11 protein-coding genes are annotated in these 13,515 nt (G+C 62.8%); 4 read left to right on the forward strand and 7 right to left on the reverse strand.

Features of this window, described 5'->3' with window-relative positions; all coding sequences use genetic code 11:
- Nucleotides 1-3: 3 nt before the first annotated feature.
- Together KVO92_RS00590 and acnA are read right to left on the reverse strand one after the other, a co-directional pair.
- Nucleotides 4-1,572 carry a methyl-accepting chemotaxis protein gene (locus tag KVO92_RS00590; RefSeq protein ID WP_217473746.1) on the reverse strand — a complete coding sequence of 523 codons (1,569 nt, stop codon included), beginning with the start codon at nt 1,570-1,572 and terminating at the stop codon, nt 4-6.
- 225 nt (nt 1,573-1,797) lie between these two features.
- The gene (gene acnA / locus KVO92_RS00595; protein ID WP_217473747.1) at nt 1,798-4,473 is read right to left on the reverse strand and encodes an aconitate hydratase AcnA; all 2,676 of its coding nucleotides are present in this window, start codon (nt 4,471-4,473) and stop codon (nt 1,798-1,800) included.
- A gap of 289 nt (nt 4,474-4,762) precedes the next feature.
- Here acnA and rlmM point away from each other — a divergent pair, with 289 nt between their 5' ends.
- Complete coding sequence (gene rlmM, locus KVO92_RS00600; RefSeq protein ID WP_217473749.1) at nt 4,763-5,812, forward strand: 23S rRNA (cytidine(2498)-2'-O)-methyltransferase RlmM; 1,050 nt, start codon at nt 4,763-4,765, stop codon at nt 5,810-5,812.
- Nucleotides 5,813-5,872: 60 nt separating this feature from the next.
- Entirely contained in the window at nt 5,873-6,124 is a 252-nt protein-coding gene (tusA, locus tag KVO92_RS00605; RefSeq protein WP_217473750.1) for a sulfurtransferase TusA, read from the forward strand.
- Nucleotides 6,125-6,297: 173 nt separating this feature from the next.
- Here tusA and KVO92_RS00610 read toward each other — a convergent pair whose 3' ends face one another.
- From KVO92_RS00610 to coxB, 3 genes are read right to left on the reverse strand one after another with little or no spacing between them, the layout of a single operon-like run.
- Nucleotides 6,298-6,657: a hypothetical protein gene (locus KVO92_RS00610; protein WP_217473752.1), complete on the reverse strand. Its 360-nt coding sequence runs from the start codon at nt 6,655-6,657 to the stop codon at nt 6,298-6,300.
- Nucleotides 6,657-9,188 carry a cytochrome c oxidase subunit I gene (gene ctaD / locus KVO92_RS00615; protein WP_217473753.1) on the reverse strand — a complete coding sequence of 844 codons (2,532 nt, stop codon included), beginning with the start codon at nt 9,186-9,188 and terminating at the stop codon, nt 6,657-6,659. The genes KVO92_RS00610 and ctaD overlap by 1 nt, the downstream gene beginning before the upstream one ends.
- Nucleotides 9,185-10,078 (reverse strand): cytochrome c oxidase subunit II, encoded by an 894-nt coding sequence (gene coxB / locus KVO92_RS00620; protein ID WP_217475383.1) that lies wholly within the window; start codon nt 10,076-10,078, stop codon nt 9,185-9,187. The genes ctaD and coxB overlap by 4 nt, the downstream gene beginning before the upstream one ends.
- A 147-nt stretch (nt 10,079-10,225) precedes the next feature.
- Here coxB and KVO92_RS00625 point away from each other — a divergent pair, with 147 nt between their 5' ends.
- The gene (locus tag KVO92_RS00625) at nt 10,226-10,690 is read left to right on the forward strand and encodes a DUF2231 domain-containing protein (RefSeq protein WP_217473755.1); all 465 of its coding nucleotides are present in this window, start codon (nt 10,226-10,228) and stop codon (nt 10,688-10,690) included.
- 67 nt (nt 10,691-10,757) lie between these two features.
- Here the strand turns inward: KVO92_RS00625 and KVO92_RS00630 are convergent, their stop codons facing one another.
- Complete coding sequence (locus KVO92_RS00630) at nt 10,758-11,171, reverse strand: CopD family protein (RefSeq protein WP_217473756.1); 414 nt, start codon at nt 11,169-11,171, stop codon at nt 10,758-10,760.
- Between the two features lie 136 nt (nt 11,172-11,307).
- Complete coding sequence (locus tag KVO92_RS00635; protein ID WP_217473757.1) at nt 11,308-12,162, reverse strand: ion transporter; 855 nt, start codon at nt 12,160-12,162, stop codon at nt 11,308-11,310.
- 241 nt (nt 12,163-12,403) lie between these two features.
- On the opposite strand from KVO92_RS00635, the gene moaA reads away from it, so the two are divergent.
- Complete coding sequence (moaA, locus tag KVO92_RS00640; RefSeq protein WP_217473758.1) at nt 12,404-13,399, forward strand: GTP 3',8-cyclase MoaA; 996 nt, start codon at nt 12,404-12,406, stop codon at nt 13,397-13,399.
- Nucleotides 13,400-13,515 lie beyond the last annotated feature (116 nt).

A 13,515-nucleotide genomic window follows, 5' to 3' on the forward strand; every position in this document is an offset into this window, starting at 1 on the left:
GGTTTAGCGGTTGAAGCGCTCCACCAGGCTGTATTGCGACTGCGCGGTTGCCGCCAGATCCTCGGAAAGCAGGGCCGAGCTCTGCGCATCGCCTGACGTCTGATCAGCCAGATTGGCGATATTGCCGACGTTCTGGCTGATCTCGTCCGCCACTGCGCTTTGCTGTTCTGTCGCAGAGGCGATCTGCGCCGTCATGTCGATGATGCGCGCGACGGCATCGCTGATACCGGTCAGCGCCTTGTCGGCATCAATGACCCGTTCGACACCGCGACTGGCCTGCGCACGTCCCTGCTCGGTGGTGCCCACGGCTTGCCGCGCTTGTTGCTGCAGTTGTTCGATCAGCTGATGGATCTGCCCGGTGGCCGTCGCGGTGCGCTGGGCCAGCTGGCGAACTTCGTCTGCGACCACCGCAAAGCCGCGACCGCTTTCGCCGGCGCGCGCCGCTTCGATAGCCGCGTTGAGCGCGAGCAGGTTGGTCTGGTCGGCAATGCTTTTGATGACGTCGACCACGGTGCCGATCTCGTCGCTGTTACGCGCCAGTGCGTTCACGGCATCGCCGGTTTCTGTCACGGAGTGGGCCAGCAGTTCGATGGCCTTGCGCGTCTGGGCGCTGATTTCCTGACCCTGCGCGGCAAGCTGGCTGGCTTGCTCGGTTGCCTCGGCCGTCAGGGCCACATTGCCGGCGACCTCCTGGGTAGTCGCGGCCATCTGGTTGATCGCCGTTGCCACCTGCTCGGTTTCATGATGCTGGCGAGCCAGGCCATCCGAGCAGCTGTGCGCCAGCTCGTCAGCACGCTTGGCCTGTTGTTGCAGCTGAACGGCGCTGTCCTGCAGACGTGTCAGGCACGTCTTGAGGCGCGCATGCTCGCTGAGCATCGCCATTTCCAGGCGGGCTTCAACGCCATGACTGTCGGTATACATCTGGGCGATCAGGGGGTCGCTGGTCGATTGCTCGGCCAGCCGTACCAGGCGGTGAATGCCGCGCATCTGCCAGTGGCGCCCGGCGAGACCCAGCGGCACGGAGAGCAGCGCCGCCAGGGCAAAGCCCCAGGCATGATCGAACCATGCGCCGATCATGAAGCCTATCTGGCTGATCACGATGAAGGGCAACCAGTCGATGGCGACGGGCAGCCACTTGTCTCGCTGTGGCACACCGCTCTTGCCTGCGTTCAGCCGCGCATAGAGCGCCTCGGCGCGCTTCACTTGTTCGCGGGTGGGTTTGGTGCGCACCGACTCGTAACCGATAACGGCACGCTGCATGTCGAGCACCGGCGTTACGTAGGCGTTGACCCAGTAATGATCACCGTCCTTGCGTCGATTCTTGACGATACCCATCCAGGGTTTGCCGTCCTTGAGCGTGGCCCACATATGGGCGAACACAGCGGGAGGGACATCCGGATGGCGAATCAGGTTATGCGGAGCGCCGATCAGGTCGGCGCGGTCATAGCCGCTGACTTCCGCGAAGACGTCGTTGCAATAGGTGATCTTGCCTTTCAGATCCGTCGTGGAAATCAGTCGTTGTTGATCGGGAAACGCATATTCGCGTTGGGTAACGGGTTGGTTGTTTCGCATGGGAATACGCCTGGCAGTCGAGGTGGCCGTCGCCACGTGATCGGTCAGGGCCGCTCGAAGCGGCGCTTATAGCGTGGTGGCAAATTGACGCCAACTCGGTGACCGTTGTGTTAGCCATCGTAACGGCTGATATCCCAAGGACTTAAGGGCGACGACACGCGCGTAGAACGCAAAAAAGCCCGTTGCAGCCGGCTGCAACGGGCCCGTCGGACAGGCGGTCCGTTCCTAACTCTCGATCAGCTGCCGAAGCACGTAGTGCAGAATGCCGCCGGCCTTGAAGTACTGAACCTCATTGAGGGTGTCGATACGGCAAAGCACCTGGAAGTTGTCCCGTGCGCCGTCCGCCCGCTCGATGTCGACGGTCAGCAGTTGACGTGGCTTGATGTCGGCGCTCAGGCCTCGAATCGACAGTTTCTCGTTGCCGGTCAGGCCCAGCGACTGCCGGTTCTGATCGCCAACGAACTGCAACGCCAGCACGCCCATCCCGATCAGGTTCGAGCGGTGTATCCGTTCGAAGCTTTCCGCGATGACGGCCTTGACGCCCAGCAAGTTGGTGCCCTTGGCTGCCCAGTCGCGGCTGGAGCCAGTGCCGTATTCTTTGCCGGCGACCACCACCAGCGGCACACCTTCGGCCTGATAGCGCATAGCGGCGTCATAGATCGACATCCGCTCTCCGCTTGGCTGATGAAAGGTATTGCCGCCTTCTTCGCCGCCGAGCATCTCGTTCTTGATACGGATATTGGCGAAGGTGCCGCGCATCATGACTTCATGGTTACCGCGCCGGGAGCCATAGGAGTTGAAGTCTTCCGGCTTGACGCCCAGCTGCTGCAGGTACAGCCCGGCGGGCGAGCTGGCCTTGATGTTACCGGCCGGCGAAATGTGGTCGGTGGTGATGGAATCACCGAAGAGCGCCAGAATCCTCGCGTTCTCCACGTCGGCCGGCGGGGCCGGAGGTTGCCCGATGTCTTCGAAAAACGGCGGGTTCTGCACATAGCTGGAGTTGCTGTTCCATTTGTAGGTGTCGCCCGCGGTCACGGCAATCGATTGCCAATGCTGGTCGCCGCTGAAGACGTCCGCATAGCGTGTGCGGAACATCTGCCCGTCGATCCGGCTGACCGCCTCGTTGACTTCGGCGCTGGATGGCCAGATGTCCTTGAGATAGACCGGCTGGTTTTGTTCGTCGTAGCCCAGTGGCTCCTTGTCCATGTTGATCCGGGTGGTGCCCGCCAGGGCGAAGGCGACCACCAACGGCGGCGAAGCCAGCCAGTTGGCCTTGACCAGCGGATGAACGCGTCCTTCGAAGTTGCGATTGCCTGAGAGCACCGAGGACACGATCAGGTCGTTGTCGGTGATCGCCTTGCTGATGGGCTCGGGCAGGGGCCCGGAGTTGCCGATGCAGGTGGTGCAACCGTAGCCAACCAGGTTGAAGCCCAACTGGTCCAGATAGGTGGTCAGGCCGGCGCGCTCGAGGTAGTCAGTCACCACCTTGGAGCCGGGTGCCAGCGAGGATTTCACCCAGGGCGCGCGCTTCAGGCCGCGCTCGAGGGCCTTCTTCGCAACCAGGCCTGCGGCCATCAGCACATTGGGATTGGACGTATTGGTGCAGGACGTGATGGCGGCGATGACCACCGCGCCATGCTTCAGGTGGAAGCTTTCGCCTTCGACCGGGACCGCCGTATTGGCCTGCTGCGTCTTGCCGCTGGTCTCCAGTAGCAGGTCGAAGCTGGCGCCGATATCGCCGAGCGAGACGCGATCCTGCGGGCGTTTGGGGCCGGCGAGCGATGGTTGCACCTGGCCGAGGTCGAGTTCCAGTGTGGCGGTGAAGACCGGATCGGGTGACTGGCTGTCGCGCCACATGCCCTGAGCCTTGCTATAAGCCTCGACCAAGGCGATGCGATCCGGGTCGCGGCCGGTCAGGCGCAGGTAATCGATCGTCACCTGGTCGACCGGGAAGAAGCCACAGGTCGCGCCGTACTCCGGCGCCATGTTGCCGATGGTGGCTCGGTCGGCGAGCGGCAGATGGTCCAGCCCCGGGCCGAAGAACTCTACGAACTTGCCGACCACGCCGTGCTTGCGCAGCATCTGCGTCACGGTCAGCACCAGATCGGTCGCGGTCACGCCTTCGTTGAGCTTGCCGGTCAAGCGCATCCCGATCACTTCGGGTATCAGCATCGATACAGGCTGGCCGAGCATGGCCGCCTCTGCCTCGATACCGCCCACGCCCCAGCCCAGCACGCCGAGGCCGTTGATCATCGTGGTGTGGGAGTCGGTGCCGACGAGGGTGTCAGGGTAGGCGACGGTTTCGCCGTCTTCTTCCTTGGTCCAGACCACTTGGCCGAGGTATTCCAGGTTGACCTGGTGGCAGATACCGGTCCCCGGTGGCACCACGCGGAAGTTGTCGAACGCCTGCTGGCCCCAGCGCAAGAACTCGTAGCGTTCGCCGTTGCGCTGCATCTCGATTTTGACGTTCTGTTCGAAGGCCTGGTCGCTACCGAATCGATCCACCATGACCGAGTGATCGATAACCAGGTCTACCGGTGACAACGGATTGATGCGCTGAGGGTCGGCGCCGGCGCGCGACACCGCATCGCGCATGGCCGTCAAATCGACCACCGCGGGAACCCCGGTGAAGTCCTGCATCAGCACGCGCGCGGGGCGGTACTGGATCTCGCGTTCGGACGTATGGGTCTTCAGCCAGACTGCCAGCGAGCTGAAGTCATCGGCGCGCACCGTGACGTTATCCTCCCAGCGCAGCAGGTTCTCGAGCAGCACCTTGAGTGACGTCGGCAGGCGGCTGATGTCACCGAGCTGCTTGGCGGCTTCGGGGAGGCTGTAGTAGTGATAGGTTTTGCCGTTCACCTCGAGGCTTCGACGGCATTGCAGACTATCCAGGGATGGCATTCGTCTCTCCTTGTGCCCGCACGGTCGGGCTGACTGAGTAGGGAGCGGTCTGTTGAAACTAGCTTCTGGCGATTCGTTTCGCCAAGAAACCGGCTGCCAATCCAGTTGGCAGTTGGAATCGGGCCGCGGTCGCGATGGGCCAATGCGGTGAGGTCGCGCTTGCCGCACTGAACTGGAGCTGACTGTTCACTGGACCGAGGCAGCAAGCCTGGGGTTCCCCACTCGGTTATCATGTGCGGCTTTTGCCGGACGCTTCGGCGCCAGCCCCTGGGGACGATAAGGTTCGTACATGAAAACACTGCTGTTGCACTGTCGACCGGGTTTCGAGAACGAAGTCTGCGCTGAAATCAGCGATCAGGCTGCCCGCCTCGATGTGGCCGGCTATGCCAAGGCGAAGCCGAACAGCGCCTGCGCCGAGTTCATCTGCAGCGATGACGGCGGCCCGGAGCGCCTGATGCGTGGCTTGCGCTTCTCCCGGCTGATCTTTGCCCGGCAATGGGCGCGTGGCGAGTACCTGGCGTTGCCGGAAACCGATCGCATCGGCGTTCTGCTCGACCAGCTCCAAGGCTATCCCCTGTGTGGCAGTCTCTGGCTCGAGGTTCTGGATACCAATGAAGGCAAGGAGCTGTCGACCTTCTGCCGCAAGTTCGAGGCGCCGCTGCGCAAGGCCCTGATCAAGGCCGGGCGACTCAAGGAAGGGCACAACGGGCCACGCTTGCTGTTGACCTTCAAGAGCGGCCGCGAGGTGTTTCTCGGCCTTGCCGAAGCCGATAACGGTGCAATGTGGCCGATGGGCATTCCGCGTCTGAAATTCCCTCGGCAGGCGCCGAGCCGCTCGACGCTCAAGCTGGAAGAAGCCTGGCACCATTTCATTCCTCGCGATCAGTGGGATACGCGACTGGCTGCAGGAATGACGGCGGTGGATCTGGGCGCTTCACCTGGCGGCTGGACGTGGCAGTTGGTCAACCGCGACATCGAGGTCATGGCCGTCGATAACGGGCCGATGAACGAGCAACTGCTAGAGTCAGGTCTGGTCGGCCACTACCGGGCCGATGGGTTCGCCTTCCGGCCCAAACGGCCGGTGGACTGGATGGTGTGCGATATCGTCGAGAAGCCGGCAAAGAACGCCGCTTTGCTGGAAACCTGGATCGGCGAAGGCCTGTGTCGTGAGGCGGTGGTGAACCTCAAGCTACCCATGAAGCAACGCTATGCCGAGGTGAAGCGCCTGCTGGAACGCATCGCCGATGGGCTTGCCGAACGAGGGGTGAAGGCGAGTATCGGCTGCAAGCAGCTTTATCATGATCGTGAGGAAGTCACCTGCCACCTGCGTCGGCTGTGATGCACGAATGACCATCCGCATCGTCTGAGCGACAATGCCGACCCGAATGAGGAGCCTGTGATGTCCCAATCCGTTGAATTGACTGTCGATGCGGTACTCGACGCCAGCGGCCTGAACTGCCCTGAGCCGGTGATGATGCTGCATAACAAGGTGCGTGGGCTGGGCGGCGGCGAGCTGCTCAAGGTCATCGCGACCGACCCGTCGACCCAGCGCGATATCCCGAAATTCTGCGTCTTCCTCGGGCACGAACTGGTTGACCAGCAGGCAGGCGACGGCACCTACCTCTATTGGATTCGCAAGAAGACCGAGTGACTTGGAAGCAGATTAGCGCGCAGCCGGTTCGGTGAAGCGGGCCGATGGTTTCGCCCATCCTACGGGTGGTGTGGGCTTTAGCCGGCCTACAGCTGAATCCATACGGCGGGCCCGACGTAGGATGGGTGTAACCCACCACAACCCCACCCGGTTCAATGTCCACGCGGAAGCAATCAAACACAGGGCGGCAGGAACGCGAGCTGCAGCCCGATGAATACGGTCGCCAGCGCCGCAATGAAGTGAATACCGGAGGCCACCTTGGTGACGAAGACCTGACGCTCGTTCAGGTCATGCGGCGGGCGCGAGAGCTTCCAGGATCGACGCCCCAGCCAGAGCAGCGCACAGACGACCACCAGCGTGCCGGCGCCGAAGCTGATGTTCAGCCAGTTGAAGATGCCTTGCTCAGGATCCGGCGGAGCGATGGAGCAGACCACGGCGTGCGAGCCGTACATGGCAGCGAACCAGACGCTCCAGATGGCCAGGCCGAACGGGATCTGCATCGGGTGGAAAACGGATGTGCGGCGATATTCCATCAGATACCTCCCAGCGCCGGCGGTAGCAGAACGACCGCGGCATAGGCGCTCCAGACCACAGCCAGGTTGTAGTACCAGAGCTGCTCCACGACGATCACCTCATAGGGCGCCTTGTCACCGACGTAGCCGTATCTCACCCGTAGCGCCTGCAGCATGGTCAAAATGGTCGCGAGACCGCAATGGATCAGGCTGTAGGCGAGGATGACGAAGATCACTGCGTCGTGCGCCGTTTCGGTCACCTGCAGGCCTGCCGACAGCAGCACCCAGAGCAGCAGCGCGAACTGCACCAGGCCGATAGCCGCGATAGCACTCAGGTTCAGCATCAGACGCCCGCCATTTCCGCGGCGCAGACGGCCGGGCACCAGGCGCATCCATAGGGTGCCGGCGGTCAGCACCACGGCGCTTGCCAGCATCAGCCAGCCGTTGAGGCCGGACGCTTCCGGGACCTGCCAGCCTGGTGAGACGGTCCAGAGATAAAACCAGCCGAACAGCAGCGATAAATACAGGGTGCCGTTCGCCAGCAATGTGACGCCCATGCCCCAGAGCCCGGGGCCGTCGAATGTGCGCGAATGCAGGGGCGGCTCGTCGGGCTGGGTCTGGGCATCGGGTGCGGCAGCCGGGTGCGCGCCGTTCTCCCAGGACCAGCGGAACAGCACGATCAGCGTCGCCACCGTCGCCACCAGGGCCAGCATGTAGACCTTGTTCAACAGGCTCAGGCAAAGCACGGTGAGGAACACCGAGGCAACGAAGGGCCACCAGCTGTTACCGGGCAGATGGATGACCTCACGTACCTCGCCGGTGAGCGGGTCAGAGCCCCAGGTTTCGCGTCGTCCGTGGTCGATGGCCTTGAGTGCGTGCTCGGCGCGGGCAATGCTGTGGGGCAAATCCGGGTCCTGCCAGAGCGGGTGGCGATCGGTGACATCGGGCAGGCTGACGAAGTTGTACGGGCTGGGTGGCAGAGCGGTCGCCCACTCCAGGGTATCGGCGTTCCATGGGTTGGTCTTGGCCGGTTGACCGAAGCGGAAGTGCAGCACGATATCCAGCAGGATGGTGCCGATCCCGATCGCCATGATGAAGCTGCCGATCGATGAAATCAGGTTAGGGATGTCCCAACCCAGCCCGGTGTCATAGGTGTAGACGCGCCGCGGCATACCGATCAGGCCGGTCCAGTGCATGATCAGGAAGGTCATGTTGAAACCGATGAAGACCAGCCAGAACCCCCAGCGGCCCAGGCGCACCGAAGGCATTCGGCCTGAGAAATGCGGCAGCCAGTAGTACAGCCCAGCCATCAGCGGGAAGAACATCCCGCCGACCAGCACGTAGTGCATGTGCGCGACGACGAAATGGGTGTCGTGTACCTGCCAGTCGAAGGGCACCAGCGCGACCATCACGCCGGTCAGGCCGCCGCAGACGAAGACGATCAAAAAGCCCACCAGCCACAGCATCGGTACGTGATACACCGGCTTGCCCAGCCAGAGCGTGGCAATCCAGGCGAATATCTGCACGCCCGTCGGGATCGCCACCAGCATGCTCGCCGCCGAGAAGAACCCCAGCGCCAGCGCCGGAATGCCCACGGCGAACATGTGATGCACCCAGAGCCCGAAGCTCAAGAAACCGGTGGTCAGCACGCCAAGCACCACCCAGCGATAACCTACCAGCGGGCGCTGGCAGAACACTGGCAGCAACGTCGAGACGATGCCGGCGCCAGGCAGGAAGATGATGTACACCTCGGGGTGGCCGAACAGCCAGAACAGGTGCTGCCAGAGCACCGGATCGCCGCCTTTGGCCGTATCGAAAAAGGGCAGCCCGGCCGCGCGCTCGAGTTCCAGCAGGATGCTGCCGAGAATCAGCGGCGGAAAGCCGAAGACGATCATCAGCGCCATCACCAGGATGTACCAGGCATACAGCGGCATCTTGTGCAGTGCCATGCCGCTGGTGCGGGTGCGCAGGATCGACACGACCAGCTCGACACCTGCACTGACGGCGGAGATCTCGACGAAGGTGATGCCCAGCAGCCAGAAGTCCGAATTCACGCCCGGCATGTGCGACGTGCTGGACAAGGGCGTGTACATGAACCAGCCGGCTTTCGGTGCGACGCCGAGGAACACGCTGGACAGCAGGATGATGCCGCCGAACAGGTAGCAGAAATAGCCGAGCGACGAGAGCCGCGGGAAGATCAGGTCGCGCGCGCCGATCATCTTCGGGATCAGGTAGACCGCCAGGCCTTCCATCATCGGCACGGCGAACAGGAACATCATCACCGAGCCGTGCATGGTGAAGACCTGGTTGTAGACCTCCGGCTCCATCAGCACGTAGCCGGGCAGGGCAAGCTGGGTGCGGATCAGCATGGCCATCAGCCCGCCGATCAGGAAGAACACGCCACCGGTGACCAGGAAGCGCAGGCCGATGCTGGTGTGGTTGACGATGGTCAGCGCGCGCCAGCCGCGCGGATTGCCCCAGACCTCGTTGAACTGGTCGTGCAACTGGTCCGGTTCGGTGCAGGGGGCGTTGTCCCTGAAGGATGAATTCATGGCGCGAGCGTCTCCAGCCAGTCGGCTATCTGGTCGAGCGTTTGCGGGGGGATGTCGTCGTGTGCGGGCATGGCATTGCCGAACTTGAGCGTCTTGTGCTCTTTCAGCCAGCGGCGCAGGCCTTCGCTGTCGTTCTCGATCACCCCGGCGCCGAGGCCGGGGCGAGTCGCCAGATCGCTGAGGTCCGGCGCCCGATCGCCTTCGCTGATGCCGGCCACGCGGTGGCACTGCCCGCAGCGGTTGCCGAACAGTTGTCCCGCTTCGCCTGGCGGTCCATCGCTGAAACGCAGGTTTTCACGTGCGGTTATCCAGCCGTCAAAGGCGGCTTGTTCCATCGACTCGACGTGCAGCTTCATATGGGTGTGCTGCAGGCCGCAGAACTCCGAGCACTGGCCATGAAAGATGCCCGCATGCCCGGCCTGAATACGGATGACATTGGTGCGCCCGGGCAGCATGTCCATCTTGCCGCCGAGCCGCGGGATCCAGAATGAATGGATGACATCGGCGCTGCTGACCTGCACGTCGATCAGCCGGCCAGCCGGGATGATCAGTTGGTTGGCAGTGACGACACCGCTGTCCGGGTAACGGACTTCCCACCACCATTGATGGCCAATGACCTCCACCCTAAGCGGCTGCTCGCCCTGTACCGGCAACGGCAGCATGCTGCGCCCGGTCGGTATGCCGAAGATCAGCAGCACGATGATGCTCAGGCTGGGCAGTACGATGCCGCCACCAATAACCCAGCGACGGTTGATCTTCAGCGCCTGCTGTTCGGACGTTTCGCGCGGCTTGCGTGCCAGCGCATAGATCCAGATGGCGCTGACGGCCACGAGCACCAGGGTGGCGAACGCAAACATGCCCCACCAGACGTTCGCGACCTGCCGCGCCATGGGGCTGGCCGGGTTCAGTGCCGATAGTGGCCCGCCGCATGCACTCAATAAAGGAACTGCCAGCGCCAGGATGGTCCATTTCAAGAGGCGTCCGGTTCGTTCCGATCGTTGTGCTGCCTGCTTCCCTTTCTGCTGCTGGAGGGCCGAATGGCCAACTACCGAGACTCTATCCATAGCCGCGCGGCAATTGCTGGCCACCCGCTGCATCCGATGCTGATTCATTTTCCGGTGGCCGCCCTGACCGGCCTGTTGCCCGTCGACCTGGCCCATCTCTGGACGCTGGATGATTTCTGGTGGCGTGCCGGGCTGTGGTTGTCCGGTGTAGGCGCGCTGGGCGGTTGGGTGGCGAGCCTCTTCGGGCTGATCGACTTGCTCACGGTGCGCGAGATTCGCCTGAAGATTACCGCCTGGTGCCATGCCATTCTGGCCGTGATGATGCTGTCGCTGGCCTCGCTCAACTGGCTGCTGCGCTTTCAGAACCAGGGTGGCGGTATGGAACTCTGGGCCTTGTACCTCTCGGCCGTCACCGCGGCGATGATCGCCCTGGCGGCGTACCTCGGCGGCCGGTTGGTCTACGAGCATGCCGTCGGAGTCGACCTGGAAAAGGTCTGAGTCGGGCGCCGCGTGTCGCTTGGATCGTTCGGTCATGAGCATTTTTCGGTTCTGTCGAACGTTTGGGCTAGAACGGCTTGGCCAATACCAGCCAGAGCGTTGCGGTGATGAAGGTGGCGATGGCGATGCCCAGGAACAGGCAGCGAAGGTTCACGCTCTGTTCCGGTGAGCGCTCGATATGCAGCACCATGACGCCGCAGAGGGCGTGGCAGAGAACCATGCCGGCCACTGTGCTGAGCTTGACGATCAGCCAGCCCGCCAGGATGCCGTCGCGCAAAAACAGTGCCGTGCCAGAGCCGATCGCGATCAATGCCGCAGGCGTGCCGACGAGGGTGAACACCATGCGCGTCAGGTGCGCATGGTCGCGGTAGAAGAGGGCACTGGTCTGGCGAGTGCCGGCCGCGACGAGTGCCGGCAGATACAGCAGGGTGCCACACCAACACAGCAAGCTCGCGAAATGCAGCAGTTTGAGCAGGGGCATTCGCGTCTCCGTCCGGCCCGGGGCAAGTCAGAGTTGTGACAGCCCGCTGCCTGGCCGGTTCGGCTGGTGCTGATGTGCCGATGTGTCAGCAGCAGTGGCGGGCGCCGCTACGCGCCCCGAGCAGCGCGGACAACCCTCAGTCGTCGTCGGCGGTCGCGGCTGCCTGCTGGAACAGTTGCGAGCCGCAACGACTGCAAAACGCTGCGTTGGGCTCATGGCTGAGCTTTTCGCACGTCGGGCAACGGTGCTGCAGGCTGTCGGTCCGCATGGCGGTGGCCAGTTCGGCGGTGAAGATGCCGGTCGGCACCGCGATGATCGAATAACCGGTGATCATCGTCAGCGCGGCCACGCCCTTGCCCAGCGCCGTCTGCGGGACGATATCGCCGAAACCGACGGTGGTGATCGTCACCACGGCCCAATAGATGCTCATCGGGATGCTTGTAAATCCGTTCTCCGGCCCTTCGATCACGTACATGAGCGTGCCGAAGATCAGCACCATGGTGGTCACGCTGAGCAAGAACACCACGATCTTTTGCTTGCTGCCACGCAGCGCGACCAGCAGGAAGGTGGCCTGGCTCAGGTAGTGGGTCAGCGCCAGCACGCGGAATACCCTCAGCATGCGGATCGCGCGCACCACGATCAGGTATTGCGAGTCGGGCAGCACCAGAGCGATGAAGGCGGGTAGCACCGACAGCAGGTCGATGGCTCCGTAAAAGCTGAAGACATACTTTCGCGGTTGCGGGTGGCAGTAGATGCGCAGCAGGTATTCGACGGCGAATATCGCGGTGAACCCCCACTCCAGACCGGCCATCACGTCACCGTAGCGTTCCCGGTAGCTTGCGACGCTGTCGAACAGCACCACCACCAGGCTCGCGAAGATGATGACGAGCAGCCAGGTATCGAAACGCCGGCCGGCCGAGGTATTGGTGAAGAAGATGATGACGTAGAGGCGCTCGCGCCAGCCCATCGAGCGGAGGGCGTCATTGTCCATTGCATAGCTCCTGGTGAATCGATGAAGCGAGGTTATCCCAGTGTTCGAACCGCCGCCGCAAAACATGGTTGCGGCTACAGCTAAGTAAGTGACGGTTTTGTCGTTGGCTCGTTCGACGCCGCGGGGTAACAATACCGGCAGGTGCCGATTTCGCCCGTCGAGTGGACCATTCGGCTCCATCCCTTTGCCTCGCGTCACGTTCCGACATAGTCTTAAGGGGCATCAAGCCTCGGAGAGCGACATGCCAGATTCCCAGTTGGTCGATCCGTTCGGCCGACGTATCACCTACCTGAGACTGTCGGTTACCGACCGCTGTGACTTCCGCTGCACCTATTGCATGAGCGAAGACATGGTGTTCGCGCCGCGTGCGCAGATTCTCTCGCTGGAAGAGCTCTACGCCGTAGCCGACGCTTTTATCAGCCTAGGGGTCAAGCGTATCCGCGTGACCGGCGGCGAACCGTTGGTGCGCAAGGGCCTGCCGACCCTGTTGAGCCGCCTGGGTGCGCGTGAAGAATTGGAAGATCTGGCCATCACCACCAATGGCTCGCAACTGCCGACGCTCGCGCCGGTACTGCGCGACGCGGGGGTCAAGCGGCTGAATATCAGCCTCGATTCGCTCAAGCGCGAACGCTTCGCCGAGCTCACCCGCCGCGACAAGCTCGATCAGGTGATCGAGGGCATCGATGCTGCGCGTGCTGCCGGCTTCCGCCGAATCAAGCTCAACAGTGTGATCCAGAAAGGCCGCAACGACGACGAAGTGCTCGACCTGGTGAACTTTGCTGTCGACCGGGGCCTGGATATCAGCTTTATCGAAGAGATGCCGCTGGGCAACGTCTCCAGTCACGCGCGTGAGATCACCTTCTGTTCCAGCGACGAGGTGCGCGAGCGTATCGAGGTGGGCCATCAGCTGGTGCGCAGCAGCCACACCACGGGCGGCCCCTCGCGTTATTGGCAGGTCGCCGGCAGCGAAACCCAGGTGGGCTTCATTTCGCCGCACAGCAACAATTTCTGCGGCAGCTGCAACCGTGTGCGGGTCACGGCCGAAGGCAAACTCGTGCTGTGCCTCGGTCATGAAGGCGCGCTGGATCTCAAGACGCTGATGCGTCGTCATCCGGGCGACAGCGAGCGCCTGCGTCAGGCGCTGATCGACGCGCTGCAGCTCAAGCCGGAAAAGCATGAGTTTCGTACGGACGAGCAGGTGCAGGTGGTGCGCTTCATGAGCATGACCGGTGGTTGAACCCTACCAGGGTTTCCCGGGGTGGGCTGCGGCCCACCAATCCCCCTGCGATTCGCAAATCGATCTCTGACTCCCATCCCTCCGACGCGCCTCGACCTTGGCGCGTCGACGCGAAC

The sequence above is a fragment of the Stutzerimonas stutzeri genome, assembly GCF_019090095.1.
Lineage (GTDB): Bacteria > Pseudomonadota > Gammaproteobacteria > Pseudomonadales > Pseudomonadaceae > Stutzerimonas > Stutzerimonas stutzeri_AN.